The organism is Fuscovulum blasticum DSM 2131, from assembly GCF_003034965.1.
Taxonomy (GTDB): Bacteria; Pseudomonadota; Alphaproteobacteria; order Rhodobacterales; family Rhodobacteraceae; genus Pseudogemmobacter; species Pseudogemmobacter blasticus.
Genome location: NZ_PZKE01000012.1, coordinates 11695 through 37119, shown reverse-complemented (window position 1 = coordinate 37119; position 25425 = coordinate 11695). Strand labels below are relative to the sequence as shown.

Annotated in this window: 26 protein-coding genes; 14 read left to right on the top strand and 12 right to left on the bottom strand. The window is 66.1% G+C overall.

The genetic code is table 11. From position 1 onward, the window contains the following. The first annotated feature begins 18 nt into the window (after nt 1-18). From C5F44_RS12715 to C5F44_RS12675, 9 genes are all read left to right on the top strand, one after another. On the top strand, nt 19-606 hold the full coding sequence (locus C5F44_RS12715) for an acyl-homoserine-lactone synthase (RefSeq protein ID WP_107673913.1): 588 nt from the start codon (nt 19-21) through the stop codon (nt 604-606). Between the two features lie 155 nt (nt 607-761). Continuing rightward, entirely contained in the window at nt 762-2147 is a 1386-nt protein-coding gene (locus C5F44_RS12710; RefSeq protein ID WP_107673912.1) for a trypsin-like peptidase domain-containing protein, read from the top strand. Between the two features lie 30 nt (nt 2148-2177). Then, entirely contained in the window at nt 2178-3491 is a 1314-nt protein-coding gene (locus C5F44_RS12705; RefSeq protein ID WP_107673911.1) for a replication-associated recombination protein A, read from the top strand. A 51-nt stretch (nt 3492-3542) separates the two neighbouring features. Next, a complete protein-coding gene (gene ttcA / locus C5F44_RS12700; RefSeq protein ID WP_107673910.1) occupies nt 3543-4418 on the top strand; it encodes a tRNA 2-thiocytidine(32) synthetase TtcA in 876 nt (291 codons plus the stop codon). 80 nt (nt 4419-4498) lie between these two features. Continuing rightward, entirely contained in the window at nt 4499-6052 is a 1554-nt protein-coding gene (locus C5F44_RS12695; RefSeq protein WP_107673909.1) for a putative bifunctional diguanylate cyclase/phosphodiesterase, read from the top strand. A gap of 151 nt (nt 6053-6203) precedes the next feature. Further along, nucleotides 6204-8123 (top strand): membrane protein insertase YidC, encoded by a 1920-nt coding sequence (gene yidC, locus C5F44_RS12690; protein ID WP_107673989.1) that lies wholly within the window; start codon nt 6204-6206, stop codon nt 8121-8123. Next, nucleotides 8120-8875, top strand: a complete 756-nt coding sequence (locus tag C5F44_RS12685) for an MOSC domain-containing protein (protein ID WP_107673908.1) — start codon at nt 8120-8122, stop codon at nt 8873-8875. The genes yidC and C5F44_RS12685 overlap by 4 nt, the downstream gene beginning before the upstream one ends. After that, nucleotides 8872-9522 carry a ribosome biogenesis GTP-binding protein YihA/YsxC gene (yihA, locus tag C5F44_RS12680; protein ID WP_107673907.1) on the top strand — a complete coding sequence of 217 codons (651 nt, stop codon included), beginning with the start codon at nt 8872-8874 and terminating at the stop codon, nt 9520-9522. Before C5F44_RS12685 ends, yihA begins: the two co-directional genes overlap by 4 nt. A gap of 79 nt (nt 9523-9601) precedes the next feature. After that, entirely contained in the window at nt 9602-11224 is a 1623-nt protein-coding gene (locus C5F44_RS12675; protein ID WP_107673906.1) for an MFS transporter, read from the top strand. Here C5F44_RS12675 and C5F44_RS12670 read toward each other — a convergent pair. After that, nucleotides 11221-11952, bottom strand: a complete 732-nt coding sequence (locus tag C5F44_RS12670) for an SDR family NAD(P)-dependent oxidoreductase (protein ID WP_107673905.1) — start codon at nt 11950-11952, stop codon at nt 11221-11223. The two genes, C5F44_RS12675 and C5F44_RS12670, sit on opposite strands and share 4 nt — an antisense overlap. 134 nt (nt 11953-12086) lie before the next feature. On the opposite strand from C5F44_RS12670, the gene argB reads away from it, so the two are divergent. From argB to C5F44_RS12655, 3 genes are read left to right on the top strand one after another with little or no spacing between them, the layout of a single operon-like run. Next, complete coding sequence (argB, locus tag C5F44_RS12665; RefSeq protein WP_107673988.1) at nt 12087-12965, top strand: acetylglutamate kinase; 879 nt, start codon at nt 12087-12089, stop codon at nt 12963-12965. Continuing rightward, a complete protein-coding gene (locus C5F44_RS12660) occupies nt 12962-13606 on the top strand; it encodes a ferredoxin (RefSeq protein WP_107673904.1) in 645 nt (214 codons plus the stop codon). The genes argB and C5F44_RS12660 overlap by 4 nt, the downstream gene beginning before the upstream one ends. Then, the gene (locus C5F44_RS12655; protein ID WP_107673903.1) at nt 13603-14106 is read left to right on the top strand and encodes a SixA phosphatase family protein; all 504 of its coding nucleotides are present in this window, start codon (nt 13603-13605) and stop codon (nt 14104-14106) included. The genes C5F44_RS12660 and C5F44_RS12655 overlap by 4 nt, the downstream gene beginning before the upstream one ends. A 33-nt stretch (nt 14107-14139) precedes the next feature. Here the strand turns inward: C5F44_RS12655 and C5F44_RS12650 are convergent, their stop codons facing one another. The 11 genes from C5F44_RS12650 to rpmH all read right to left on the bottom strand — a co-directional run bounded on the left by C5F44_RS12650 (nt 14140) and on the right by rpmH (nt 22921). Next, complete coding sequence (locus C5F44_RS12650) at nt 14140-14580, bottom strand: hypothetical protein (protein WP_107673902.1); 441 nt, start codon at nt 14578-14580, stop codon at nt 14140-14142. A gap of 19 nt (nt 14581-14599) precedes the next feature. Beyond that, the gene (locus C5F44_RS12645) at nt 14600-15370 is read right to left on the bottom strand and encodes an amino acid ABC transporter ATP-binding protein (protein ID WP_164681913.1); all 771 of its coding nucleotides are present in this window, start codon (nt 15368-15370) and stop codon (nt 14600-14602) included. 14 nt (nt 15371-15384) lie between these two features. Further along, nucleotides 15385-17181 (bottom strand): amino acid ABC transporter permease, encoded by a 1797-nt coding sequence (locus C5F44_RS18335; protein ID WP_412917547.1) that lies wholly within the window; start codon nt 17179-17181, stop codon nt 15385-15387. Between the two features lies 1 nt (nt 17182). Then, nucleotides 17183-18508 (bottom strand): amino acid ABC transporter permease, encoded by a 1326-nt coding sequence (locus C5F44_RS12635; RefSeq protein WP_107673900.1) that lies wholly within the window; start codon nt 18506-18508, stop codon nt 17183-17185. A 130-nt stretch (nt 18509-18638) separates the two neighbouring features. Further along, complete coding sequence (locus C5F44_RS12630; RefSeq protein WP_107673899.1) at nt 18639-19655, bottom strand: amino acid ABC transporter substrate-binding protein; 1017 nt, start codon at nt 19653-19655, stop codon at nt 18639-18641. A gap of 231 nt (nt 19656-19886) precedes the next feature. Beyond that, nucleotides 19887-20594 carry an ATP12 family chaperone protein gene (locus C5F44_RS12625; protein ID WP_107673898.1) on the bottom strand — a complete coding sequence of 236 codons (708 nt, stop codon included), beginning with the start codon at nt 20592-20594 and terminating at the stop codon, nt 19887-19889. 19 nt (nt 20595-20613) lie between these two features. Further along, a complete protein-coding gene (locus C5F44_RS12620; RefSeq protein WP_107673897.1) occupies nt 20614-21660 on the bottom strand; it encodes an RluA family pseudouridine synthase in 1047 nt (348 codons plus the stop codon). Then, complete coding sequence (gene crcB, locus C5F44_RS12615; protein WP_107673896.1) at nt 21657-22040, bottom strand: fluoride efflux transporter CrcB; 384 nt, start codon at nt 22038-22040, stop codon at nt 21657-21659. The genes C5F44_RS12620 and crcB overlap by 4 nt, the downstream gene beginning before the upstream one ends. 31 nt (nt 22041-22071) lie before the next feature. Further along, entirely contained in the window at nt 22072-22335 is a 264-nt protein-coding gene (gene yidD / locus C5F44_RS12610) for a membrane protein insertion efficiency factor YidD (RefSeq protein WP_107673895.1), read from the bottom strand. After that, nucleotides 22332-22748 (bottom strand): ribonuclease P protein component, encoded by a 417-nt coding sequence (gene rnpA, locus C5F44_RS12605; RefSeq protein ID WP_107673894.1) that lies wholly within the window; start codon nt 22746-22748, stop codon nt 22332-22334. Before rnpA ends, yidD begins: the two co-directional genes overlap by 4 nt. 38 nt (nt 22749-22786) lie before the next feature. Continuing rightward, on the bottom strand, nt 22787-22921 hold the full coding sequence (gene rpmH, locus C5F44_RS12600; RefSeq protein ID WP_107673893.1) for a 50S ribosomal protein L34: 135 nt from the start codon (nt 22919-22921) through the stop codon (nt 22787-22789). 256 nt (nt 22922-23177) lie between these two features. Here rpmH and C5F44_RS12590 point away from each other — a divergent pair, with 256 nt between their 5' ends. Next, a complete protein-coding gene (locus tag C5F44_RS12590; RefSeq protein ID WP_235822627.1) occupies nt 23178-23882 on the top strand; it encodes a TVP38/TMEM64 family protein in 705 nt (234 codons plus the stop codon). Further along, a complete protein-coding gene (locus C5F44_RS12585) occupies nt 23882-25300 on the top strand; it encodes a dihydrolipoyl dehydrogenase family protein (protein ID WP_107673987.1) in 1419 nt (472 codons plus the stop codon). Before C5F44_RS12590 ends, C5F44_RS12585 begins: the two co-directional genes overlap by 1 nt. The last annotated feature ends 125 nt before the right edge of the window (nt 25301-25425 follow it).

The following is a 25425-nucleotide window of genomic DNA, read 5'->3' as shown; positions in this document are numbered from 1 at the left end:
CTGAGAAGGAGAAAGGCAATGGAAGTTACGACCCTCTCGTATGAGAACCTTCACAATCACGGGCAGCTTTTCGCCAATATGTTCCGGGCCCGCCACCGGACGTTCATCCAGCATAACAAGTGGGACTTGCCGCAGGCGGACGGCATGGAGTTTGACCAGTACGACACGCCGGCCAGCCGCTGGGTTGCGGTGCACCGGCATGGCGAGGTGATGGCGGGGGTGCGGCTGACGCCCACGATCCATCGCTGTGGTGTTTACAGTTACATGATCCGCGATGCCCAACTGGGCCTGCTGGAAACCATCCCGCGGGATCTGTTGAACTTCGAGGCGCCCGTCGATCCCTACATCTGGGAATCGAGCCGGGTGTTCGTGTCCGATGCTGTTCCGGCGGCCGAAAGGCTGCGGGTGCAGATGCAGCTTATCCACGAGATGGTGGTTTCTGCCCGCAGTCTGGGCGCCACCACGCTTCTTGGCATCATCCCCGAGCACAGCCCCCGGCTGGCGCGGCGGGTGGGGCTTGATTGCGTGCCTGTCGGTCCGGTGATGGATACCGGGGGCATGAACTCGGTCTGCGTCTCGATCTCGATGGCGACCAAGCTGCATTGACCAGGGGTGGTCAGGTGGGGTTCGAACGGGGCCTTCCCGGTGGGAAGGCCCCATCTTTGCCCAAGCACGCGAATGTGTCGGTTGGGCTGTTGCATGATCGCCCGTCGCGCGTGAAAACTGTGCGCCGCAACGCCAGATCATTCGGGAACCGTCCAATGAAGCGTCTTCTTCTGCCGGCCCTGGCGCTGGCCACCGTTCTGCCCCTGTCGGCCCTGGCCGAAACGGCGGTGCCGTCCAGCGCGGGCGAAATTGCCCTGTCCTTTGCGCCGGTGGTGAAGGGAACGGCGCCATCCGTCGTGAACATCTATGCCCGGCAGGTTGTGCAGGACCGCGTCAGCCCCTTTGCCGGTGATCCGTTCTTTGACCAGTTCTTTGAGGAATTCGGCGCAACGAAACCGCGGGTGCAGAATTCGCTGGGCTCGGGCGTGATCGTGTCCGAGGACGGGATCGTCGTCTCGAATTATCATGTCGTGGCCGATGCCACCGACATCCGGGTCGTTCTGGCCGACCGCCGCGAATATGCTGCAACCGTGCTGCTGGGAGATCCGCAGATCGACCTTGCGGTGCTGAAATTGACCACGGACGAGCCGCTGCCCGCGCTGACGTTGGGCGACAGCGAGGCGCTGCAGGTGGGCGACCTTGTGCTGGCGATCGGCAACCCGTTTGGCGTGGGGCAGACCGTCAGTTCGGGCATCGTGTCCGGCCTCGCCCGCTCGGCGCTGCAGGTGGGCGACGGGACGGGCTATTTCGTGCAGACCGATGCGCCCATCAACCCCGGCAATTCGGGCGGGGCGTTGGTCGACATGGCCGGCCGGCTGATCGGCATCAACACCGCCATCGTCACCCGTGACGGTGGATCGAACGGGATCGGGTTTGCCATCCCCTCGGCGCTGGTGGCGAGGGTGGTGGAACAGGCCAAGGCCGGTGCCACGCAGTTCAACCGCCCCTGGGCCGGCATCGGCGGGCAAGAGGTGGACGGCAGCCTGTCCGAAGCGCTGGGAATGGACCGTCCGCTGGGGGTGCTTGTCACAACCCTGCACCCGCAAAGCCCCTTTGCCACCGCCGGCCTGGTGGAAGGCGACGTGGTGCTGTCGCTGGGTGGGGCCGCCATCAACACGCCGCAGGAATTCATGTTCCGGCTGGCGGTTCTGGGAAGCGGCCCGCAAGAAGTGCGCTATCTGCACAAGGGCGTTGAGGCCACCACCTCGGTCACGCTGGGCCCCCCACCCGATACGCCGGACCGGCAGGCGGTCACGGTGACGGAAGAGGTGGTCCTGCAAGGGGCAACCCTGGCGCGGATCAACCCGGCCGTGATGGCCGAACTGGGCCTTCCGCTGGGCGCCAGCGGCGTGGCGGTCACCGCGGTTGATGGGGTTGCCCGTGACGTGGGGCTGCGGCCCGGTGATATTCTGGTGGCGCTGAACGGCCAGATGGTCACCACCCCGGACGAGGCGCTTGCCGCCAGCCGCGAACAGGCCCGGCGCTGGCAGATCGACCTGATCCGCGGCGGCCAGACCTTGCGCCTGCGCTTCCGGCTTTAGATTCCCGGCGCCGGGGCCTAGACTGCCGCCATGGCAGACCTGTTCGACACCGCAAACGCACCCCGGCAAGATGCGCCCCGCCCGCTGGCCGACAGGCTGCGGCCCAAGTCGCTGGCCGAGGTAATCGGGCAGGAGTCGGTGCTGTCGCCCGATGGCCCCCTGGGGGCCATGCTGGCGGCGCGGTCGCTGTCCTCGCTGATCCTGTGGGGGCCGCCGGGGGTGGGCAAGACCACCATCGCGCGGCTGCTGGCGGCGGAAACCGATCTGGCCTTCGTGCAGATCAGCGCCATCTTCACCGGCGTGCCCGATCTGAAAAAGGTGTTCGAGCAGGCGAAGATCCGGCGGCAGAACGGGCAGGGGACGCTGCTGTTCGTCGATGAAATCCACCGCTTCAACAAGGCCCAGCAAGACGGATTCCTGCCGCATATGGAGGATGGCACCATCCTTCTGGTCGGGGCCACCACCGAAAACCCCAGTTTCGAACTGAACGCGGCACTTCTGAGCCGGGCGCAGGTGATCGTGCTGGAACGGCTTGATCTGGCTGATCTGGAACGGCTGGCGCAGCGGGCGGAAAAGGAACTGGGCCGTGCCCTGCCGCTGAAGGGCGAGGCGCGCGAGGCGATGCTGGAAATGGCCGATGGGGATGGCCGGGCGCTTCTGAACCTGATCGAACAGGTGGCGGCCTGGCGGCTGGATCATCACCTCGACCGCGACGAACTGGCCCGGCGGCTGATGCGCCGCGCCGCGCGGTATGACAAGTCGGGCGATGAGCATTACAACCTGATCTCGGCCTTGCACAAATCGGTGCGCGGCAGCGATCCTGATGCCGCGCTCTACTGGTTTGCGCGGATGTTGGAGGGCGGCGAAGACCCGCGTTTTCTGGCCCGCCGCATCACCCGCATGGCGGTTGAGGATATCGGGCTGGCTGATCCGCAGGCACAGGACGTATGCCTGCAGGGCTGGCAAACGTATGAACGTCTGGGCAGCCCCGAAGGCGAGCTGGCGCTGGCGCAGGCGGTGGTCTACCTGGCACTCGCGCCCAAGTCGAACGCGGTCTATACCGCCTACAAGGCGGCCCGCGCGCTGGCCCGCGAGACCGGCAGCCAGATGCCGCCCCGCCACATATTGAACGCGCCGACCCGGCTGATGAAGGACATCGGCTATGGGTCCGGCTATGCCTATGACCACGACGCCGAGGACAGCTTCTCGGGGCAGGACTATTTCCCCGAAGGCATGAAGCGGCCGGTGCTATACACCCCGCCCGAACGCGGCTTCGAGCGTGAGCTGAAGAAGCGGATCGACTATTTCGCCAAGCTGCGCAGCCGCCGGCAGGGCGGTTCTTGACGCAAGCCCCGCCCGCGCCCTAAGGGGCGCGAGACCCCCGCAGGAGCCGCCATGCTGGACGATGAGCTTTCGGACGATATTCACCCGCTGTTTCACGGGGCCCCCAAATCGACCGAGTTCCGCAAGCTGCGCAAGCGGCTGGTGCAGAACGTGCGCGAGGCGATCGAGACCTATGGCATGGTCCGCCCCGGCGACCGCTGGCTGGTCTGCCTGTCGGGCGGCAAGGACAGCTATACCCTGCTGGCGGTGCTGACCGAGCTGAAATGGCGCGGCCTGCTGCCGGTGGATCTGCTGGCCTGCAATCTGGATCAGGGCCAGCCGGGGTTTCCGGCCACCGTGCTGCCCGAGTTTCTGACGCGGATGGGCGTGCCACACCGGATTGAGTATCAGGATACCTATTCGGTGGTGACCTCGAAGATCGCGCCGGGGGGCACGATGTGCAGCCTGTGTTCGCGGCTGCGGCGCGGCAACCTGTACCGCATCGCGCGCGAGGAAGGGTGCAGCACGGTGGTGCTGGGCCATCATCGCGATGACATTCTGGAAACCTTCTTCATGAACCTGTTCCACGGCGGGCGGCTGGCCTCCATGCCGCCGCGGCTGGTGAACGAAGAGGGCGATCTGTTCCTGGCCCGCCCGCTGGCCTTTGTGCCCGAGGTGGATTGCGACCGTTTCGCCCGTGCCATGAACTACCCCATCATCCCCTGCGATCTGTGCGGCAGCCAGGAAGGCCTGCAACGCGCGCAGGTCAAGAAACTGCTGGATGACTGGGAAACCCGCAGCCCCGGCCGGCGGCAGGTGATGTTCCGCGCGCTGATGAACGTGCGGCCGTCGCATCTGGCCGACCCGGCGCTGTTCGATTTCGCCGCGCTGGCGCTTGGCCTGCCGGGCGATACGGAAAATCCGAAACAACTTCGCCTGCCGGATTAACGAAGCGATCAACCCTTTTGGTCTTACTGGCCCGGATTGCGGGCGCCCCGGTGGCGCGCGTCAGGGGAAAGGACGGCCAGATGTCGAATCTGCGGTTCCCGCAGGCCGCGCAACGGGTGCTTCGGGCGTTCACCTGGGTGCGCCGCCCGGAACTGGTGGTGTTCCTGCCGGCCATGACGCTGGCCGGGTTCTGGCTGGGCGGCGAATCCGTGCTTCTGGCGCTGGCGCTTGGTCTGCCGCTGCTGTTTGCGATCGGCGGCCCCGCCCTTACCGGACGCCCGCCCCCGCAGGCAGACGGTGACGGCACCACATCCGTCAGCCAGGCCATCGCGGCGATGGACCGTATCCTGCCCCGGATCGACCAGTCGGGCCGGACAACGGCCTGTCTGGTGATTCAGTTTGATGATCTTGACACGCTGCTTGACCGGCACGGTCGCGCCGCCCAGGCCGAGGTGGTGGCGCGCACCACCGGCCGTATCCGCGGTGCCCTGCGCACGGGCGATCTGGTCGCCGCCTTGCAGGGATCGGCCATTGCCGTGGTGCTGGCGCCGGTGCGGCGGCTGGATCTGGAAACGCTGGTGCAGATGAGCGCGCGGTTGCAGGCCGCCATCACCACGCCAGTTTCGCTGGGGGGCGTGCAGGTTCACATCAGCGCCTCTATCGGGTTCTGCCCGGGGGGCCGGTCCCCGGAGCCGAACGGCAAGGCGCTGCTGGATGCGGCCCAGACCGCCGCCGAGGAGGCGTTTCGCCACGGGCCGGGCGGCATCCGGGCCTGGTCCGCCGATATGGCGCAAGGAAGGGCCGCGCGCGATGCGCTGCGCGACGATCTGGAAACCGCGCTTGAGACGGGCCAGATCCGCCCGTATTTCCAGCCGCAGATCTGCACCGACACTGGCGAAATCTCGGGTGTTGAGGCGCTTGCCCGCTGGCATCACCCCGAACGCGGCTGCCTTTGCCCTGCCGATTTCCTGCCCGCGCTGGAAGGCAATGATCTTGGCGAACGGCTGGGCGAGGTGATGCTGTTCCAGGCGCTGACCGCGCTGGTGGGCTGGGACAGGGCCGGTCTGCGGGTGCCTTCGGTCTCGGTCAACTTCTCGGCAGAGGAACTGCGCAACCCGCGCCTTCCCGACCGCATCCGGTGGGAGCTGGATCGGTTCGACCTGCCGCCCGAGCGGCTGACGGTTGAAATCCTGGAAACGGTGGTGGCGCGGACTGACAATGACATGATCGTGTCCAACATCGCCCAGCTTGCCCGGCTGGGCTGCGGCATCGACCTTGATGATTTCGGTACCGGCAATGCGGCCCTTTCGACGCTGCGCCGCTTTGCCGTGCGCCGGCTGAAGATCGACCGCAGCTTCGTGACCCGTGTCGATCAGGACCGCGATCAGCAGCGGATGGTTTCGGCCATTGTCTCGCTGGCCGACCGGCTGGACCTTCAGACGCTGGCCGAAGGGGTTGAGACGGCAGGGGAACATGCAATGCTGTCGCAACTGGGCTGCGGCCATGTGCAGGGCTTTGGCCTGGCCCGGCCCATGCCGCTGGACGAGGCGACCGACTGGATCGCCCGGCATCGGAACCGGCAGGACCGCCTGCCGCGGATCGGATTGCAGGGCGGGGGGATGGCGGGTGGCTAGGGGCTGCAAGGCCGGATTTCCCGCGGATTCGAGCCGGAAATCGCCCCGCTGCGCGATTGTGCCCCGCCGATGAGGGGCGAAACCGCTTGACCTTTGCCGCCCCCTTCTGTTGAACAGCGCCGATCCTTCCTTCACGCTTGGCGGTGTCCAGATGGGCGACAACAACAACAAGAATCTGATCCTCGCCACGGTGCTCAGCTTTCTGGTCATCATGGTCTGGTTCGTGCTGTTCCCGCCGCCCGAGCCGGTGGTTGCGCCCGATCCGGCCACGGCCACGCAGGCCGCCCCGGAAGGCAGCGCTGCAACGCCGGCGGTGCCGGGGGCCCCTGCCGCCGCTGCGGCGGGCGCCGATGTGGCGACCGCCGTGCCGGAATCGCCCCGGCTGAGCATCGACACGCCCGAACTGCAGGGCTCGATCTCGATGAAGGGCGCGCGTATCGACGATCTGCTGCTGAAGAAATACCCCGAGACGCTGGACCCGGGCTCGCCCATCGTGCGGCTTCTGTCGCCGGTCGGGGAAGAGCATCCCTATTATGCCGTGTTCGGCTGGCTGCCCGTTTCGGGCCTTGCCGCCGGTGAGGTGCCCGATGCCCGCACCGAATGGACCATCGCCAAGGGCGCGACGCTGGCGCCCGGCCAGCCGGCCACCCTGTCATGGGACAATGGCAAGGGCCTGACCTTCCTGCGCGAATTCCAGGTGGATGAAAACTATCTCTTCACCGTGACCGACACGGTGAAGAACTCCGGCGCCGCGCCGGTGCAACTGTCGCCCTATGGCATTGTTGCGCGCCACGGCCTGCCGAAGATGCAGAACTTCTTTGTCATCCACGAAGGCGCGGTGCGCCGCACAGATGGCACCCTGGAAGAGACCCGCTACAAGGACGTGGTCAAGCTGGACGCCAACCCGGCCGAGGCTGCCGCGACCGAGATCGTGGAATCGACGGGCGACGGCTGGATCGGGTTTACCGACCATTACTGGATGACGATCCTGGTGCCGGAACAGGGCAAGCCCTTCACCCAGGTGACCAAGCACGTCGCGCAATCCGACATCTACCAGGCCGAGGTGCGCCAGCCCGCCGTCAGCGTGGCGCCGGGCGAAAGCATCACGAACAGCACCCGCCTGTTCGCGGGGGCCAAGGAATGGGAAGTGATCCGCGCCTATCAGAATGAGGCCGGTATTCCCGGGTTCATCGATTCCATCGACTGGGGCTGGTTCTATTTCCTGACCAAGCCGATCTTCCAGGTGCTGCACTGGCTGCACGGGCTGATCGGCAACATGGGTCTGGCCATCATCGCGCTGACCTTCGTGCTGAAGCTGATCGTGCTGCCGCTGGCCTACAAGTCCTATGTCTCGATGGCGCGGATGAAGGAACTTCAGCCCGAGATGGAGGCGATCAAGCTGCGCGCCGGTGACGACAAGCAGCGGTTGCAGCGCGAAACGCTGCAGCTTTACAAGGACAAGAAGGTGAACCCGGCGGCGGGCTGTCTGCCGATCCTGATCCAGATCCCGATCTTCTTCAGCCTGTACAAGGTGATCTTCGTCACCATCGAACTGCGCCACGCGCCGTTTTTTGGCTGGCTTCGCGACCTGTCGGCGCCCGACACCTCATCCATCTACAACCTGTTCGGCCTGCTTCCCTGGGCTTCGCCCACGCCGGGCACGCTGATGGCGACGATCTTCATCGGTGTGCTGCCCATCCTGCTGGGCATCACCATGTGGCTGCAACAGAAGCTGAACCCGGCGCCCGCCGATCCGGTGCAGCAGCAGATCTTTGCCTGGATGCCCTGGGTGTTCATGTTCATGCTTGGCGGCTTCGCCAGCGGTCTGGTGGTCTACTGGATCACCAACAACCTGATCACCTTCACCCAGCAATACCTGATCATGCGCAGCCACGGCCACAAGCCTGACCTGTTCGGCAACATCAAGTCAGGCTTCCGCAAGAAAGAGGCGGTGGCGGTGGCCACCGTGACGCCCCCGCCGGCCAAGGCCGCCGCCAAGCCGGCCCCGAAAGAGGCAACGCCGAAGCCGGTGGCGAAATCTCCGCCCAAGGGCGGCGGACGGAAGAAATGACAGGGCGACTGGCGCATATCTTCCGCCACCCGATCAAGGCTCACGGACGCGAGGAACTCGCGTCCGTTGTGCTTTCGGCGGGGGCGGCGCTGCCGTGGGACAGGTACTGGGCCGTGGCACATGCGGTGTCGAAATTCGACAGCGCGGCGCCGGCCTGGGTGTCCTGCGGCAATTTCCAGCGGGGGGCGCGCACGGCCAGCCTGATGGCCATCGAGGCGCGGTTCGATCCGGTGTCGGGCGTGATTTCGCTGACCCACCCGGAGCTTCCGCCCCTGACCTTTCGCCCCGAAACGGAAGGCGCGCGGCTGATCGACTGGATCGCGCCGATCAGCCCGCAAGACCAGTTCCGCCCGGTCGCGCTGGTGCGGGCGCCCGATGCGGCGATGACCGACACGCCCTTCGCCAGCGTCTCGATCAAGAGCCTTGCCTCGAACGCTGCCCTGTCGGCGCATATGGGGGTGGATCTGTCGATCCATCGCTGGCGTGGCAACCTCTGGCTGGATGGTGTGCCCGCCTGGGCCGAGTTCGACTGGATCGGCCGCCGGCTGCGCATTGGCGGTGCCGTGCTTGAGGTGCGCGAACGGGTGGGGCGCTGCAAGGCCACGACCGTGAACCCCGCCACCGGCCGCGTTGATGCCGATACGCTGGCCGCGCTGCGGCAGGTGGTTGGCGCGCAGGATTTCGGAGTTTTCGCCGTGGTCATCGACCCCGGCCCCATTGCCCGCGATGACCGGGTGGAGCTTTTGCCATGACCCTTGCCTTTTCGCTTGCCCCCGAACCCGAGGACGAGGCCCGCGAGGCCGGGCGGCTGCTGTTCGCCGGCCCGGTCGATTTCGTCAAGGGTGTGGTCGCCATGTCGGGCCTGCCGCCGGCTGACCGGCTTGAGGTCTGCTTTGCCGGCCGGTCGAACGTGGGAAAATCCAGCCTGATCAATGCGCTGACCGGGCGCAAGAATCTGGCCCGCGCGTCGAACACGCCGGGGCGGACGCAGGAGATCAACTATTTCGCCCTAGGCGACAGCCGTTACCTGGTTGACCTGCCCGGCTATGGCTATGCCGAGGCGCCGGTGGCCATCGTTGCCAAGTGGCAGGCGCTGCTGAAGCAATATCTGCAAGGCCGCCAGACCCTGCGCCGTGCCTTCGTGCTGATCGACACGCGGCATGGCGTCAAGGAGGTGGACGAGGAGATCCTGTCGATGCTGGACCGCGCGGCCGTGACCTTCCAGGTGGTGATGACCAAGGCCGACAAGGTGAACCGTGCCACGCGCGAGGCGAACATCGCCCAGGTGATGCAGGCGCTGCAAAAGCACCCGGCCGCCTATCCCGAGATCGTGGTCACAAGTTCCGAAAAGGGCGAGGGGATCGAGACCCTGCGCGCGCTGGTCGCCACGCTGCAATAGGCGGCCCGGCGTCAACCGGGCTGGAAAGGCGGCGCGACCTGCGCCACAAAGGGGGCCTGAAAGGTTGCCCATGTCTTCCATGTCGCCCGAAACGCGTTCCGCCCTTGCGCCCCTGTCGCACCCGAGTTTCCGTCTGATCTGGACGGCCACGCTGGCATCGAACCTTGGCTCGCTGGTGCAGGGGGTTGGCGCGGCTTGGCAGATGGCCGAACTGACCGATTCCGAGCGGATGGTCGCGCTGGTGCAGGCCTCGACCACGCTGCCGATCATGGTGCTGGCGGTGGCCTCGGGCGCCGTGGCCGACAATTTCGACCGCCGCCGGGTGATGCTGCTGGCGCAGGTCTTCATGTGCGCGGTTTCCACCCTGCTGGCGCTGGCCGCCTGGGCCGATCTGCTGGGACCGTGGAGCCTGCTGGCCTTTACCTTCCTGATCGGGCTGGGCGCCGCGCTGCACCTGCCGGCGTGGCAGGCGTCGATGCGCGATCTGGTGCCGCGCGAAGACCTGCCCGCCGCGGTGACGCTGAATTCGGTCAGCTTCAATCTGATGCGGTCGGTGGGGCCGGCGCTTGGCGGGCTGATCGTGGCCTCGGCCGGGCCGGCGGCGGCCTTCGCGCTGAACGCGGTCAGCTATCTGGCGGTGATCTATGCGCTGGTACGCTGGAAATCGCCGGTCGAGGAGCGGAACCTGCCGGCCGAACGGCTGGGCAGCGCGATGTGGGCCGGGCTGCGCTATGTCACCTATTCGCCCAATCTGGTGCTGGTGATGGGGCGGGGCTTCCTGTTCGGCTTTGGGGCCGTGGCGGTGATGGCGCTGCTGCCGCTGGTCACGCGCGATCAGCTTGGCGGCGGGGCCACGAGTTTCGGCCTGATGCTGGGCATCTTTGGCCTTGGGGCCATTGGCGGGGCCTTTGCCAGCTCTACCATCCGGCGGCTGTTCCGGCTGGAAACCATCGTGGCCGGGTCTTTCGCCGCCTTCGCCGCGGGAACCACGGTGCTGGCGCTGGCCAACAGCATCCTTGCCGCCGTGCCGGGGCTGATGCTGTGCGGCGCGGCCTGGGTGCTGGCGCTGTCGAACTTCAACGTCTCGACCCAGCTTGCCACGCCCCGCTGGGTGGTGGGGCGGGCGCTGGCGATCTATCAGTCGCTGGCCTTTGGCGGCATGGCGCTGGGGGCCTGGATCTGGGGCCATCTGGCCGAGACGACGACGATTCCCACCGCGCTGTATTCCGCTGCGGCCTTTCTGGCGCTTGGCGGGGCCATCGGGTTCTTCCTGCCGATGCCGGCCCTATCGGAAGCGAACCTTGATCCGGCCAACCGCTTCAACGCCCCGGCGTTGCGGCTGAAGCTGAAGCCCCGATCCGGGCCTATCATGGTGATGGTGGACTGGGACATTCCAACCGACAAGACCGAGGCCTTCCTGGGCCTGATGGCCGAACGCCGCCGCTTTCGCCGGCGGGATGGCGCCCGGCAATGGGTGCTGATGCGCGATCTGGAAAACCCCGACATCTGGGTCGAAAGCTACCATGTGGCGAACTGGACCGATTACCTGCGCCACAACCAGCGCCGCACCGCGACCGATGCCACCAATTTCGACCGGCTGATGGAGCTGCACCGCGGCCCCGGCTTCCCCCGTGTCCATCGCATGATCGAGCGCTATACCGTGCCCGACCATGACGACATGACGCCGCTGGACCCGGCCTAGACGTGCTGGGCGCCGTTCACTTCAAGCTCGGCGCCCGAGATATAGGTCGATTGGTCCGAACACAGGAACCAGATCGCATCGGCCACTTCCGAGGTCTTGCCAAGCCGCTGCATGGGCAGTTTTTCCACGATCTTGTCGGTTCCGGGCGACAGGATCGCGGTGTCGATCTCGCCCGGGGCAATGGCGTTGACGCGCACCCCCAGCGGGCCGAAGTCATGCGCCATTTCCCGCGTCAGCGCCGCCAGCGCCGCCTTTGAGGTGGAATAGGCCGCCCCGGCAAAGGGGTGAACCCGGCTGCCGGCAATCGAGGTGACGTTCACGATGGCGCCCTTGGCGGCAGAGAGTTCGTTCATCAGCCCGCGCGCCAGGATGATGGGGGCGAAGAAGTTGACGTGGAACACCTGTCCCCAGGTCCGCAGGTCGGTGTCCAGCGTGTTCAGCCGGCTGCCGCCCGGCCCTTTCGGCGAAATCCCGGCGTTGTTGACCAGCGCGTGCAGCTTGCCGTCGATGCGCGAGCGGATTTCCTCGATCGCGGCGATGGTTGCGTCGGGCGAGGCCAGGTCCAGTTGCACATGCGCCTCGCGGCCGCCGGGCCAGGGGCAGCGGTCATCGAAGGGCTGGCGCGAACAGGTCAGGATGCGCCAGTCCTCGCGTTCGAACCGCTTGACGGTTGCGTGGCCGATCCCGCGCGAGGCGCCGGTCAGCAGCAGGGTCTTGGTTTCGGTCATTCGGCGCACTCCTCAGGATTGCGCTGAACCCTAGGCTGCGGCGCGGCAAAGGCAATCCCTGCTTGGCAGAAGGGATGAAAAGTCTTATGCGGCGCCAGTGCCCGGAGGCCCTGATGAAGCAGCAGACCCTGACCATGCAAGACGCCCAAGCCACCGCCAAGATGTTGTCCGAAGCCCTTCCCTATCTGCAGCGGTTTTCCGGCGCGGTGGTGGTGGTCAAATTCGGGGGCAATGCAATGGGCGATGATGCCGCCATGGCCGAATTCGCCCGCGACATCGTGCTGATGCGGCAGGTGGGCGTGCATCCGGTGGTGGTGCATGGCGGCGGCCCGATGATCAACGACATGCTGGGCAAGCTGGGCATCAAGTCGGAATTCGTCCGCGGCAAGCGGGTGACGGACAAGGCCACCGTGCAGGTGGTCGAGATGATTCTGTCGGGTCTGGTGAACAAGCGGATCGTGCAGGCGATCATGGATGCCGGCGGCCGCGCCGTGGGCATTTCCGGCAAGGACGACGACCTGATGGTGTGTGAGGCCGACGATCCCGAACTGGGCTTTGTCGGCCGTCCGGTCGAGATGAACGTGCAGGTGCTGCGCGACCTGTACAACGCCGGGATCATTCCGGTGGTGGCGCCGGTGGCGACGGGCATGAAGGACAACGAGACCTTCAACGTGAACGGCGACACGGCGGCCGGGGCCATTGCCGGCGCCTTGCAGGCCGACCGCCTGCTGCTGCTGACCGATGTGCCGGGGGTCAAGGACGCGAGCGGTCAGGTGATGACGCAGATCACGCCGGACGAGATTCGCCAGATGACGGCGGACGGGGTGATTTCCGGCGGGATGATTCCCAAGACCGAAACCGCGCTGATGGCCATTGAACAGGGCACCCGTGCGGTGACCATTCTGGATGGGCGCATCCCGAACGCCTGTCTGGTGGAACTGTTCACCGACCATGGCGCCGGCAGCCAGATCCGCGCGACTGCGCCGCGCGTCACGCCGCATGTGAAGCGGTGACACCGGCCGATCTGGACGCCCGCCTTTCGGCGGAGTTTCTTGAGATACTTGGCGGCTTTGCCGTGGCCGAGGGGGAAGAGGGTTTTCCCCCGGGCACGCGGACGGTGCTGCTGCTTGGTCCGCGTGAGCCGGGGTTCTGGCCGCATTTGCTGGCCCAGCCGGAATGGGACGGAGCGCCCGACCCGGTGGACCGCTGGTCGCGTCGCGTGGTGGGGCGGCTGGCCTGCGATCTGGGGGCCAAGGCGCTGTTCCCCTTTGGCGGGCCACCCTACCACCCGTTCTACGCTTGGGCGCTGCGCACGGGGCGCTGCTGGCCCAGCCCGGTGCGGTTGCTGGTCCATGCCTCGCAGGGGATGCTGGTCAGCATCCGCGGCGCGCTGGCGCTGCGCGACGAGGTGGCGGTGCCGCCGCCGGTGGCGCAGCCCTGCGAAACCTGTGCCGCCCCCTGCCGGACGGCCTGCCCCGCCGGGGCACTGGGGGCCGCAGGCTATGACCTGCCGGCCTGTCATGGCTGGCTGGATACGGACGGGGCCGACTGTCTGACCGGAGGCTGTCTTGTGCGGCGCGCTTGCCCGGTCTCGGCTACCTATGCAAGGATGCCGGAACAGTCCGCCTATCATATGAGGCAGTTCCACCGATGAAGCGCCTGATCCTGACCCGGCACGCAAAATCAAGCTGGGATGATCCCACTATGGCCGACCATGACCGGCCCCTGAACGAACGCGGCAAGGCGGCGGCCGCCGATCTGGGGCAATGGCTGGCCAGCCGCGGCTATGTGCCGGAAGAGGTGCTGTGTTCGGATGCCCTGCGCACCCGCAAGACATTTTCCGGCATCGCCCCCGCGCTGCCCGGCACGCCGGTGCTGGAACTGAAGCCCGCGCTTTATCATGCCGGGCCGGATGTGATGATGGCCGTGCTGCGCCATGGCAAGGCCGATACGGTGATGATGATCGGCCACAATCCGGGCATCGCGGAATTCGCGCATCGGCTGGTGTCGAAGACCCCGCCCAGCCACGACTTCACCCGCTATCCGACCGGAGCGACGCTGGTGGTGGACTTTGCCATCGACAGTTGGGCGGATGTCGGCTTCGGGCAGGGTGTGCCAGTGGATTTCGTGGTCCCGCGCGAGATTGATGCGTGAGGGTTGGCTGACTGATGAACCCAGACCAAGGGATCAGTGCTGGACGTGTCCCGCTTTGATAAGATGATCTGTTTCGTCAAAGCAGACGAACAGGGAATCGTAGTCAATCCCTAGGCCGCTGCACATGCCAAGCGACCAGTTCATGCACCCCGATGCGTCCTTTTCTGGGTGCCCAGCGGGACCAAGAAGGTCTACGATCGCTTCAAGCGTTGTACCTGCTTTCAGATGCCGCCGCAGCAGGCTGCGCACCATTGGGCCGCGCGGACAATCGCTCTCCTTCATGACGCACTGGTAGTCAGTCAGACCCTCGCAACTTCCAGCCTCGGTCCATTTTTCCGGTGTGAAGGTTTCCCCCATGAAAGGGAACTCATGAAGCCAGAAGCGCGGCGCCAACACAAATATCAGAATGGCCGCCGCCAGCAGGGCGACGGCCAGTAGGATTGCACGGGCTATCCACCTGAACAGGCGGGCCATTCGAATAGGTGCCCGTGGTTCAGTGCCCCAGAATCTGCGACAGGAACAGTTTGGTCCGTTCGCTTTGCGGGTTCGAGAAGAACTCTTTCGGGGCGTTCTGTTCGACGATCTGGCCCTGGTCCATGAAGATCACCCGGTTTGCCACGGCCTGGGCAAAGCCCATTTCGTGGGTCACGCAAAGCATGGTCATGCCTTCCTCGGCCAGCGCGATCATGGTGTCGAGCACTTCCTTGATCATCTCGGGGTCAAGCGCCGAGGTGGGTTCGTCAAACAGCATGATCCGCGGCTTCATGCACAGCGACCGGGCAATGGCCACCCGCTGCTGCTGACCGCCCGAAAGCTGGCCCGGATACTTGTGCGCCTGTTCGGGGATCTTGACCTTGCGCAGGAAGTGCATCGCGGTCTCTTCCGCCTCGCGCTTCGGGATCTTGCGGACCCAGATCGGCGCGAGGGTGCAGTTTTCCAGAATGGTCAGATGCGGGAACAGGTTGAAGTGCTGGAACACCATCCCGACTTCCGAGCGGACCTTGTCGATGTTCTTCAGGTCCGAGGTCAGCTCGGTGCCGTCCACCACGATCTGGCCGGACTGGTGTTCTTCCAGCCGGTTGATGCAGCGGATCAGCGTCGACTTGCCCGACCCGGACGGTCCGCAGATCACGATCCGTTCGCCCTTCTGCACCGTCATGTTGATGTCGCGCAGAACGTGGAACTGACCGTACCACTTGTTCATGCCGCGGATTTCGATGGCGACCTCATCCGAGATCTTCATCTGCTTTTGCGCTTCGGCCATGGGGGCACTCTCCATTAACGGTGGTCGGTCTTCAGCTTGCGCTCGAGATACATCGAGTAGCGCGACATGCCGAAGCAGATGAGGAAGAAGATGACGCCGACAAAGATGTAGGGCTCCCAGTAGATGCCCTTCCAGTTGATGTCGGCCCGGACGGACTGGGTGACGCCGCGCAGCGGGTCCAGCAGGCCGATGAAGGAGACCAGCGTGGTGTCCTTGAACAGGCCGATGAAGGTGGACACGATCCCCGGGATCGAGATCTTCAGGGCCTGCGGCATGATGATCAGCCGCTGCGCCTGCCAGTAATCCAGCCCCAGCGCATCGGCAGCCTCGTACTGGCCGCGGGGCAGGGCGGCCAGACCGCCGCGGATGACCTCGGCCAGATAGGCGGCCGAGAACAGCGAGGCGAGGATGATCACGCGCAGGATCAGGTCGAAGTTGGTGCCCGGCGGCAGGAAGTAGGCCAGCAGCAGCGAGGCGGTGAACAGCAGGGTGATCAGCGGCACGCCGCGGATGAACTCGATGAAGCCGACCGAGAGCCGTTTCACCAGGAACATGTCCGACCGGCGGCCAAGCGCCAGCAGGATGCCCAGCGGCAGCGAGGCGGTGATGGCGGTGACCCCGATCACGATGGCCAGAAGAAAGCCGCCGAACTGGTCAGAGTTGACCGAGGCCAGGCCGACCGGGGCGATGCCGGTCATGGTTTTCACCAGCCAGGGATGGACGAACATCCCATAGGCCCCGATGGCCAGCAGCCCGCCAAGGATGCCGATCCCGGCCGCGCGGCTGCGGGCGGCGTTGAAGATCCCGATGGCGGCCAGAATCCCGCCCAGACTAAGGAGCGAGGCGAAGGGGAAGTCGGCGACCATCGAAAGGTTCAGGTCCAGCACCCCGCTGACCACACGCATCACGGCGATGAGGGCCCAGACCAGCATCGCGACCACCCAGATCACGGCGGACACCAGCGCACCAAGCGACTTGCCCAGCAGGCCCGCGTTTTCGCCCAGCCCGGGATAGAAGCTGTTGGCCGAGGACAGGGTTTTCAGGAAGCCGGTGCTGATCGTGTCGATATAGCCGATCAGCGTTGCGGCCACGATGGCCCCGCCGATGGCCACGATGGCGGCATAAAGGGTGTTCGGGCCGGCGCTGCGCAGCTTGCCGTAGAGCAGGCCGAAGCCGATGCCCACCACAACCGCCAGGATGGCCGAGAGGTAGGTCCAGACCTGGCCCCCCCACAGCAGGAACAGGGCGGCGAAGGGATAGGCCAGCGTGACCCAGATCAGCAGCTTGGGCCGGAACCAGGCCACGGCGAACAGGGCGGCCATCAGGACGATGGTCACGATTTCCACCAGGATCGGGGTGGACAGCGCCAGCATCGCCAGCGCGGCCAGCACGCCGGTGATGCCGGTCATGATCGCGGCCTTGCGGTCGTTCCAGTAAAGAACCGGCGACAGGGCCACGAACAGCAGGCCGCAGGCCAGCACCGGGCGCCAGTACAGGTCTTGCGGGTAGAAGCCGAAGATATACTGGTGCCAGCGGGCCTTGATCACCGCCCAGCAGGCGCCGTCGGTGGCCCCTTCCGAGGCGACGATCGCCCGGCATTCGGACAGGCTGGTGGCGTTCCAGACGCCATGCCACCACCACGGAAAGGCCATCCAGACCAGCGAGACGACGACATAAAGGCCCAGCAGGGTAAGGACGGTGTTCAACGGACCCGAGAACAGGTTCTCGCGCAGCCATTTCACCACGCCGGATTCGCGCAGCGGCGGTTCCTGCGGCGGCAGCATTTCGGTTCGGATGAAGCTATCGGACATCTCAGCGCTCCTTCAGCTTCACGGCATTGTTGTAGACGTTCATCAGCGCCGAGATCAGCAGGCTGATCGTCAGGTAGATGAGCATCATCAGCAACATGCACTCCAGCTCTCGCCCGGTCTGGTTCAGCGTGATGCCGCCCAGGGTGCCGCGCAGGTCAAGATAGCTGACCGCGATGCCCAGAGAGGTGTTCTTGGTCAGGTTCAGATACTGGCTGATCAGCGGCGGGATGATCACCCGCAGCGCCTGCGGCAGGATGATCAGGTTCATCGTGCGGCCCGGGCGCAGGCCCAGGGCAAAGGCGGCCTCGGATTGGCCCCGGCTGATGGCCATGATCCCGGCGCGGACGATTTCGGCGATGAAGGCGCCGGTATACAGGGCAAGGGCCAGCGTCAGCGCGGTAAAGCTGTGCTGCACCAGGATGCCGCCCTGGAAGTTGAAGCCCTTGGACACGCCGTTCTCATCGGCGGCAAAGGCCGGCAGTTGCAGGTGGAAGCCCATGGCCACCAGCAGCAGGATGGTGGGCGCGAACAGGATCAGCAACGATTGCCACCAGGTGGTTGGGCGGTCGCCGGTGTCTTCCTGAATGGCCTTGGCGCGGCGCAGCAAGGCCCTGTTGGCCAGCACCGAGCCGATGATCACCGCCAGCGTCGCCAGAACCGAGTAATTGATCGGCACGCTGCCGATCTGGGTGCCGCCAAGCGGGCGATCCAGCATTGGCGTGGCGACATAAGACCCGCGGTTGGTCAGGGCGACCGTGCCGAACAGCATCTTTTGCGCGGCGGGGTAGATGTCATCCGAGGTGTCCTCGGTCTGCCAACTGTCCACCATGGCCTGCGTCACCTTGAAATCATTGGGCGCGGGCTGGGTTTCCGAGGTGACGACGAAGACCAGGATGATCCACAGCAGCAGGGGCACGTTGCGGAAGGCTTCGACATACACCGTCATCAGGCGGCTGATCAGCCAGTTGTGCGACAGCCGGAGAACCCCGACGAAGATGCCGATCACGGTGGCCAGAACGCAGCCGATGAAGGCCACGAGCAGGGTGTTCAGCAACCCGATGATGACCGCGCGCCCGTGGGTGCTGTCATTGGTATAGGGGATCAACTGTTGTTCGATGTCATACCCGGCACGAACCCAGAGGAAGCCGAAGTTGATGTCCTTGCCCTTGGCGGCAAGGTTCTGGATCGTGTTGTCCAGCAACCATCCCACCATCAGCAGGAACAGGATCAGCACGACCACCTGAATGGTGATCGACCGAAACCGGGTGTCGTAGATGAGCATTGAAAGGCGGAAGCCTTCCTTGGGTGCCTCGGAGGCAAGTGCCATGTGTGCTTTTCCCCTGTGTCCGTCCGGCTTCCGGCTTTTTGCCGGTTATGTCGCGTGATTGCGCGCGGATCGGATCATTCTTGAAACGAAGAAGGGCGCACCCGTTTGGGGTGCGCCCTGGAACTCATGCTCAGCGGAAGGGCGGAGCGTACTGCAGGCCGCCCTGGGTCCACAGCGCGTTCAGGCCACGGGCCAGGCCGATCGGGGTGGCTGAGCCGATGTTGGCTTCGAAGATTTCGCCATAGTTGCCGCCGGCCATGATCGCCGCCTTGAAGGCGCCGTTGTCGAGGCCAAGCATCTTGCCCATGTCACCTTCCAGGCCCAGCAGGCGGCGCACTTCCGGGTCGGTCGACGATGCGGCGACCTCTTCGATGTTGGCCTTGGTGATGCCCTTTTCTTCCGCGATCAGCAGGGAATAGAAGGTCCAGCGAACCACGTCGCCCCACTGGCTGTCGCCATGACGGACGACCGGGCCGAGGGGTTCCTTCGAGATGATTTCCGGAAGGATGATGTGGTTTTCCGGGTCAGCCATGGTGGCACGCGCGGCGGCCAGGCCCGAAGCATCGGTGGTGTAGGTGTCGCAGGCGCCGGCCAGATACTGGCGCTGCGCTTCGCTGTCATCCTGCACGGTAACCGGGGTGTAGCTGATGTTGTTGAACTTGAAGAAGTCCGCCAGGTTCAGCTCAGTCGTGGTGCCGGTCTGGATGCAGACGGTGGCGCCGTCCAGTTCCTTGGCCGAGGACACGCCCAGGTCTTTCTTCACCATGAAGCCCTGGCCGTCATAGTAGTTCACGGCAACGAAATCGAGCTTCAGGTCAACGTCGCGCGAGTAGGTCCAGGTCGAGTTGCGGACCAGAACGTCAACTTCGCCCGAAGCCAGCGCGGTGAAGCGGGTTTCGCCGGTGGTGGGAACGAACTTGACCTTGGTCGGGTCGCCCAGAACGGCGGCGGCGACGGCACGGCAGAGGGCAACGTCGAAGCCGACCCAGGTGCCATTCGCATCGGGCATACCGAAGCCCGTCAGGCCGGTGTTCGAGCCGCAGATCAGCTCGCCACGCGCCTTGACATCATCCAGCGTGCCGGCCGAGGCAAACCCTGCGATCAGGGTGGATGCCGCGAGCGCGCCGAGGAGTGCCGATTTGTTCATATTTACCTCTTCCTGAGTTTTGCCCTTTTCGGGCTACGTTTGTTTGTGCCCTGCGGGCGCGCAGGGGCGGATGCTGTCGGAGGTTGCCCTCCCAGTCCGTGCAGTTTCCGCGAAAGCGCTTTGGATGGTCAAGAGTTCATCACAGGCTTCGGAAAAATCGCCTATCAAGCGGGCATTGCTTGGGTTTTTTGCACTGTTCGGGGGCGGTTCCCGAAGGACAGGACCAAATTGTTACCGGCACAATTCGTAGAATCGGTGCGCATCGAAGAATGCGGCCTGCCGCAGCGCTGCGGTCTCGGCGGCTTCTTCATCGGTTCCCCAAAGCTCGGCCTGCCAATCCTCGTCTATCCGGCAAAGCGACCAGGCCTCTTCGGCGGTCACGCGGCGGTTGATCAGCGCCAGCGCCAGAACCAGCGATCCGGGGATCGCGACAAGATCGTGAAAGGCGGCAAGGCGGAAAGTCGACAGTGCGGCGACCTGCGATCTGAGCGCCGCCAGACTGGCCGCGGGTTGCGGCACGGGAATGATACCGCCGCCCACCGCAAGCGGTGCTGACAGGGCGGTGGCGGCCCAGTCCAGCAGCGGATCCCAGCCAGCTGCCTGCCGCGCGGCCAGGGCCTGCGGCGCCTCGGCGCGATAGCACAGCAGATCGGTGCCGCCATATTCGGCCAGCAGATCCACCACTTCCGCCTGCTGGACGGACAGCTTGTCGATGGCGGAATTGGCGGTGCGGGTCAGCGGCATGGTGTCGGGCCGCACCTCGCCGGTCTGCGCATCCCACTCGGCCGCGATGGCCTTGGCCAGGGCCTGCGTCGGAACGATCAGCGGCGCCTTGGCGGGCGTCTTTACGCGCCGTCCGTCCAGCAGAACGGCAAAGCCGCCTTCCGCCGGTTCGGCCGTGGCCCTGGTCCAGAAGCGTTTCAGTGTCCAGCCGCTCATGCCAATGCGCCCCCTGTCGTCAGCCGAAAACCTCGAACGGGTCGGCGGGAACATCGTCTTCCTTCCAGTCCAGCGCCTTCCAGGTGCGGGCCATGTGTTCGGGCAGGGGCGCGGTGAAGGTCATCATTTCCTTGGTCACCGGATGTTCGATGCTGATCGAGCGCGCGTGCAGGTGCATCTTGCGCGACACATCCCCGCCGATGGCGGCGCCCCAGCCTTCGCCCTGATTTTCCGCCTGCGATCCGCCATACTTGCCGTCGCCGATGATCGGATGGCCGATCTCGGCCATATGGGCGCGCAACTGGTGGGTGCGGCCGGTGACCGGCTCCAGCGCCATCCAGGACAGGCGGTTACCCAGGAACCAGAGGGTGAAGAAATCGGTCTGGGCGCGCTTGGCCTCGGGGTGGTCCTTGGCCTTGGCGGGGTGGATGCAGATCATCTTTTCGCCTTCGCCGCCCTTGCCGCGACCCGGCGCCTTTTCAAGGTAGAACTTGATCGACCCCTTCTTGGGGTTCGGCACGCCGGCGACGACCGCCCAGTAGATTTTCCGCGCGGCGCGGTGGCGCAGGCTTTCCGACAGGGCGCGGGCCACGCGGTCGGTGCGGGCCAGCAGCAGGATGCCCGAGGTATCCTTGTCCAGCCGGTGCACCAGCTTGGGGCGTTCCTTGTAGCCGAAGGTCAGCGCCTCGGTCAGGCCATCGACATGGCGGTCGCCCTGGCCGCTGCCACCTTGCGACGGCAGGCCCGGCGGCTTGTTCAGCACGATCATGTGCTGGTCCATCCACAGCACGGCCGATTGAATCATCTTCACGTCGGCCGGGCTGAAGCGCGACCGTTCGGCGGGCGCCGGGGCGGGCGTGTCGGGAATGGGCGGGACGCGCACGGTCTGGCCCGGGGCCACGCGGTCGGCGGGTTTCACGCGGGCGCCATCCAGCCGCAACTGCCCGGTGCGGCACAGCTTTTCCACCGCGCCTTGCGTCAGTTGCGGAAAGCGGCGTTTCAGCCAGCGGTCAAGGCGCTGTTCGCCCTCATCCTCGGTTACGGTCAGAAGCTGGACGCCGGTCATGCAAAGACCCCCCGGAACAGGTGAAGTGCCAGCGCAATGGCGGCAAGGGACAGCAGGACCGAGCCTGCCACATAAACCAGCGCAAGGCCGGTCTGGCCACGTTCGTAAAGCGTGATCGTATCCAGCGAGAAGGCCGAAAACGTGGTAAAGCCGCCCAGCACGCCGGTCATCAGGAAGGGCGCCAGCCGGTTGCCGGACTTTTCGGCCAGAAGCACCACCAGCAGCCCCATCAGGAAAGACCCGGCCACGTTGATGATCAGCGTGGCATAGGGAAAGCCGGTGCCCAGCAGGCGGCCCGACGTGACATTCACGACATAGCGCGCCGAGGCGCCGATGGCGCCCCCGGCAGCAACCTGGGCAAGGGTGGTTCCCGAAATCATGTGCGGCCTATGCGGCGGGGTGGGGTCAGAGTCAATCGGCGGGGCGGTTGCGGGTCTGGTCGAAATCGGGGTCCGTGCCGGGCACCGGGTCATAGCCATGGCCGCCCCAGGGGTGGCAGCGGCAGATCCGGTGCACCGTCAGCCAGCCGCCTTTCAGCCCGCCATGCCGAGCCAGCGCCTCAAGCGAATAGGCGCTGCAGGTGGGCTGATAGCGGCAACCGTGCCCGACCCAGGGCGACAGCACCAGCCGGTAGGCGCGAACGGGCAGGGACAGGGCAAAGGCAAGCGGTGTCATGGCCGGGGCCCCCGTGGGGCGTGAACGGCGGTCAGGGCGGCTTCCAGATCGGCCAGCAGGGCGGCGAAGGGCCGGGCGATGGTGGCATCGGGCCGGGCGACCAGCACATAATCCCAGCCGGGCTGCGCCAGACGCGGCAGCACGGCCCGGGCCACTTCGCGCAGGCGGCGCTTGGCACGGTTGCGGGCCACGGCATTGCCGATCTTTTTCGAGGCGGTGAACCCGATCTGCACCTTGTCCGTGCCGTCGCGCCGGTCACGGGCCTGCAACAGGAACGATCCCGCCCCCTGCCGGCGGGCGGATGCGGCCTTCAGGAATTCGGGCCGGGTCTTCATCACGCAAACGGAAACCGCCGGAGGCGCGGGGGGCGCTTCGGCGGGTTGCCTTGTGCCCTGTGCCTCCGGCGGCGTCATGTCTTCATCCTTCCGCGCGGGTGGCGCGGCTGGGGGCCTTAGGCCGACAGAACCTTGCGGCCCTTGGCGCGGCGCGCGGCCAGGACAAGGCGACCGCCCTTGGTGGCCATGCGCGCACGGAAGCCGTGCCGGCGCTTGCGAACCAGAGTCGAGGGTTGGTAGGTACGCTTCATTGCGGCTCTCCGTCAGATCGGGTGCCCGAACCGAAGGGATTCGAGGGCATGGAACTTGAAGCCCGCTCACTACGGGCGACGGCGGCGGCTGTCAACCTGTGCGACGCGGATTTCCTGCAAGAATTCCGCGCCGTGGCCCGCTGGGGGCCGCCCTGGGGATCAAGGCGGCGTGAAATCGGCGGGCAGGGCGCATCCGCGGATGTGCGCCCGCCGTAACTGGGCTATGCCTGTCAGACCCGGTGCCAAGGATACCGCGATGCCCGCCTTCTGGAAACGTCTGCCGCTGTTGCTGATCGTTCTTGCCGCGGTGGCGGGGGCGGTGCTGCTGCGCGACCGGCTGAGTTTTGCCGCGCTGGCCGAGAATCGCGCCGCGCTGCTGGCGTTCCGCGATGCGCATTACGGGCAGGCGGTGGCGGCCTTCGTGGCGGCCTATGTGGCCATCGTCGCCTTTTCCCTGCCCGGCGCGACCGTGGCAACGCTGACCGGCGGCTTCCTGTTCGGCACCTTTCCGGGGGTGCTGTTCAACGTGGCCGGGGCCAGCATCGGCGCGGTGCTGATCTTTCTGGCCGCCCGTGCCGGCCTGGGCGCGGGCGTGGCGCAGCGGGTTGCGGCGCAGGGCGGCGCGGGGGCGCGGCTGATGGCGGCCCTGCGCGAAAACGAATGGTCGGTGCTGTTCCTGATGCGTCTGGTTCCGGCAGTGCCGTTCTTTCTGGCCAACCTGATTCCGGCCTTTACCGGCACCCGGCTTTGGCCCTTTGCGGTGACCACCTTCCTTGGCATCCTTCCGGCAACGCTGGTCTTCACCAGTATCGGTGCCGGTCTGTCCGAGGTGTTCGCGCGGGGGGAAACGCCGGATCTGGGGGTGATCTTCGCGCCGCATGTCCTGCTGCCGCTTCTGGGCCTGGCGGCGCTGGCGGCCTTGCCGATGGTACTGAAGATGTTTCGCAAGGGGGCCGCATGATGCAGCAGATCAAGACCGACCTTTGCGTGATCGGCGCCGGTTCGGGCGGGCTGTCGGTGGCGGCGGGCGCGGTGCAGATGGGCGCGCGTGTCGTGCTGATCGAGGCGGGCGAGATGGGCGGCGACTGCCTGAACGCGGGCTGCGTGCCGTCAAAGGCGCTGATCGCGGCAGCGGCGGCGGCCGAAGCGCAGCGCAAGGGGTTTCGCGGCGTGGCGGGCGTGGCGCCGGTGGTGGATTTCGCGGCGGTGAAGGACCATGTGGCCGCTGTGATTGCCGCCATCGAGCCGCACGACAGCCAGGCGCGGTTCGAAGGGTTGGGCTGCACGGTGATCCGGGCGCAGGCCCGCTTTACCGGCCCGCAGGTGGTGGAGGCCGGCGCGACCCGCATCACGGCGCGGCGCTTCGTCATCGCCACCGGCAGCCGGCCCTTCGTGCCACCGATTCCGGGGCTGGAGACGGTGCCCTTCCACACCAACGAGACGATCTTTGCCCTGCGCGACCGGCCCGACCATCTGCTGATCATCGGCGGCGGGCCGATCGGGCTGGAAATGGCGCAGGCGCATCGCCGGCTGGGCTGCGCGGTGACCGTGGTCGAGGCGGCGCAGGCCTTGGGCCGCGAAGACCCCGAGGCGGCGGCGGTGGTGCTGGCATCCCTGCGCGCCGAGGGGGTGGAGATTCGCGAAGGCGTGGGCGTGGCCGCGGTGGAAGGGCAGGCCGGGGCGATCACGCTGAGGCTGGCCGACGGGGCAAGGCTGACCGGGACACACCTCTTGGTGGCGGTGGGGCGCAAGGTGGCGGTCGCGGGGCTGGGGCTTGAGGCGGCGGGTGTCGAATTCGACGCGAAGGGCGTCAAGGTCGATGCGCGGCTGCGGTCGGTCAGCAATCGCAGGGTCTTTGCCGTGGGCGATGCGGCGGGGGGCCTGCAGTTCACCCATGTGGCGGGCTATCACGCCGGCATCGTGGTGCGGCAGGCCGTGCTGGGGTTGCCGGCGAAAGCCCGCACCGACCATATCCCCCGCGCCACCTATACCGACCCGGAACTGGCGCAGGTGGGCCTGACCGAGGCCGAGGCGCGGGCTGTCCACGGGGCGAAGCTGACCGTTGTCCGCGCCGGGTTTGATGGCAACGACCGGGCGGTTGCCGGGGCCAAGGGCGCGGGGTTCGTCAAGGTCATGGTGGTTGGCGGGCGGCCGGTCGGGGCGCTGATCGTGGGGCCGGCGGCGGGGGAACTGATCGGGGTCTGGGCGCTGGCTTTGGCGGCGCGGTTGAAACTGACGGCGCTTGCCGGCACCGTTCTTCCCTATCCCACCCTGTCAGAAGCATCGAAACGTGCCGCAAGCGCCTATTTTTCCCCGAAACTCTTTGATAATCCTGTGCTCAAGGCGGTGGTACGTTTCGTGCAAAGGGTGTTGCCCTAGGCCGGCGCACCCCGGAGGCCAAGGCCCCCGGCCCCCGCGGACGATTTGGTGAAGGGAAGTCGGGTGTCGCAGGTCAGGACACGCGGACAGTTCTTCCGAACGCTGTCGGGGCGGTTCCTGCTTCT

Excerpts from the sequence above, each read along its gene's own strand:
- C5F44_RS12715 (WP_107673913.1), top strand. The coding sequence starts at position 19 with ATGGAAGTTACGACCCTCTCGTATGAGAACCTTCACAATCACGGGCAG.
- C5F44_RS12710 (WP_107673912.1), top strand. The coding sequence starts at position 762 with ATGAAGCGTCTTCTTCTGCCGGCCCTGGCGCTGGCCACCGTTCTGCCC.
- C5F44_RS12705 (WP_107673911.1), top strand. The coding sequence starts at position 2,178 with ATGGCAGACCTGTTCGACACCGCAAACGCACCCCGGCAAGATGCGCCC.
- ttcA (WP_107673910.1), top strand. The coding sequence starts at position 3,543 with ATGCTGGACGATGAGCTTTCGGACGATATTCACCCGCTGTTTCACGGG.
- C5F44_RS12695 (WP_107673909.1), top strand. The coding sequence starts at position 4,499 with ATGTCGAATCTGCGGTTCCCGCAGGCCGCGCAACGGGTGCTTCGGGCG.
- yidC (WP_107673989.1), top strand. The coding sequence starts at position 6,204 with ATGGGCGACAACAACAACAAGAATCTGATCCTCGCCACGGTGCTCAGC.
- C5F44_RS12685 (WP_107673908.1), top strand. The coding sequence starts at position 8,120 with ATGACAGGGCGACTGGCGCATATCTTCCGCCACCCGATCAAGGCTCAC.
- yihA (WP_107673907.1), top strand. The coding sequence starts at position 8,872 with ATGACCCTTGCCTTTTCGCTTGCCCCCGAACCCGAGGACGAGGCCCGC.
- C5F44_RS12675 (WP_107673906.1), top strand. The coding sequence starts at position 9,602 with ATGTCGCCCGAAACGCGTTCCGCCCTTGCGCCCCTGTCGCACCCGAGT.
- C5F44_RS12670 (WP_107673905.1), bottom strand. The coding sequence starts at position 11,952 with ATGACCGAAACCAAGACCCTGCTGCTGACCGGCGCCTCGCGCGGGATC.
- argB (WP_107673988.1), top strand. The coding sequence starts at position 12,087 with ATGCAAGACGCCCAAGCCACCGCCAAGATGTTGTCCGAAGCCCTTCCC.
- C5F44_RS12655 (WP_107673903.1), top strand. The coding sequence starts at position 13,603 with ATGAAGCGCCTGATCCTGACCCGGCACGCAAAATCAAGCTGGGATGAT.
- C5F44_RS12650 (WP_107673902.1), bottom strand. The coding sequence starts at position 14,580 with ATGGCCCGCCTGTTCAGGTGGATAGCCCGTGCAATCCTACTGGCCGTC.
- C5F44_RS12645 (WP_164681913.1), bottom strand. The coding sequence starts at position 15,370 with ATGGCCGAAGCGCAAAAGCAGATGAAGATCTCGGATGAGGTCGCCATC.
- C5F44_RS18335 (WP_412917547.1), bottom strand. The coding sequence starts at position 17,181 with ATGTCCGATAGCTTCATCCGAACCGAAATGCTGCCGCCGCAGGAACCG.
- C5F44_RS12635 (WP_107673900.1), bottom strand. The coding sequence starts at position 18,508 with ATGGCACTTGCCTCCGAGGCACCCAAGGAAGGCTTCCGCCTTTCAATG.
- C5F44_RS12630 (WP_107673899.1), bottom strand. The coding sequence starts at position 19,655 with ATGAACAAATCGGCACTCCTCGGCGCGCTCGCGGCATCCACCCTGATC.
- C5F44_RS12625 (WP_107673898.1), bottom strand. The coding sequence starts at position 20,594 with ATGAGCGGCTGGACACTGAAACGCTTCTGGACCAGGGCCACGGCCGAA.
- C5F44_RS12620 (WP_107673897.1), bottom strand. The coding sequence starts at position 21,660 with ATGACCGGCGTCCAGCTTCTGACCGTAACCGAGGATGAGGGCGAACAG.
- crcB (WP_107673896.1), bottom strand. The coding sequence starts at position 22,040 with ATGATTTCGGGAACCACCCTTGCCCAGGTTGCTGCCGGGGGCGCCATC.
- yidD (WP_107673895.1), bottom strand. The coding sequence starts at position 22,335 with ATGACACCGCTTGCCTTTGCCCTGTCCCTGCCCGTTCGCGCCTACCGG.
- rnpA (WP_107673894.1), bottom strand. The coding sequence starts at position 22,748 with ATGACGCCGCCGGAGGCACAGGGCACAAGGCAACCCGCCGAAGCGCCC.
- rpmH (WP_107673893.1), bottom strand. The coding sequence starts at position 22,921 with ATGAAGCGTACCTACCAACCCTCGACTCTGGTTCGCAAGCGCCGGCAC.
- C5F44_RS12590 (WP_235822627.1), top strand. The coding sequence starts at position 23,178 with ATGCCCGCCTTCTGGAAACGTCTGCCGCTGTTGCTGATCGTTCTTGCC.
- C5F44_RS12585 (WP_107673987.1), top strand. The coding sequence starts at position 23,882 with ATGCAGCAGATCAAGACCGACCTTTGCGTGATCGGCGCCGGTTCGGGC.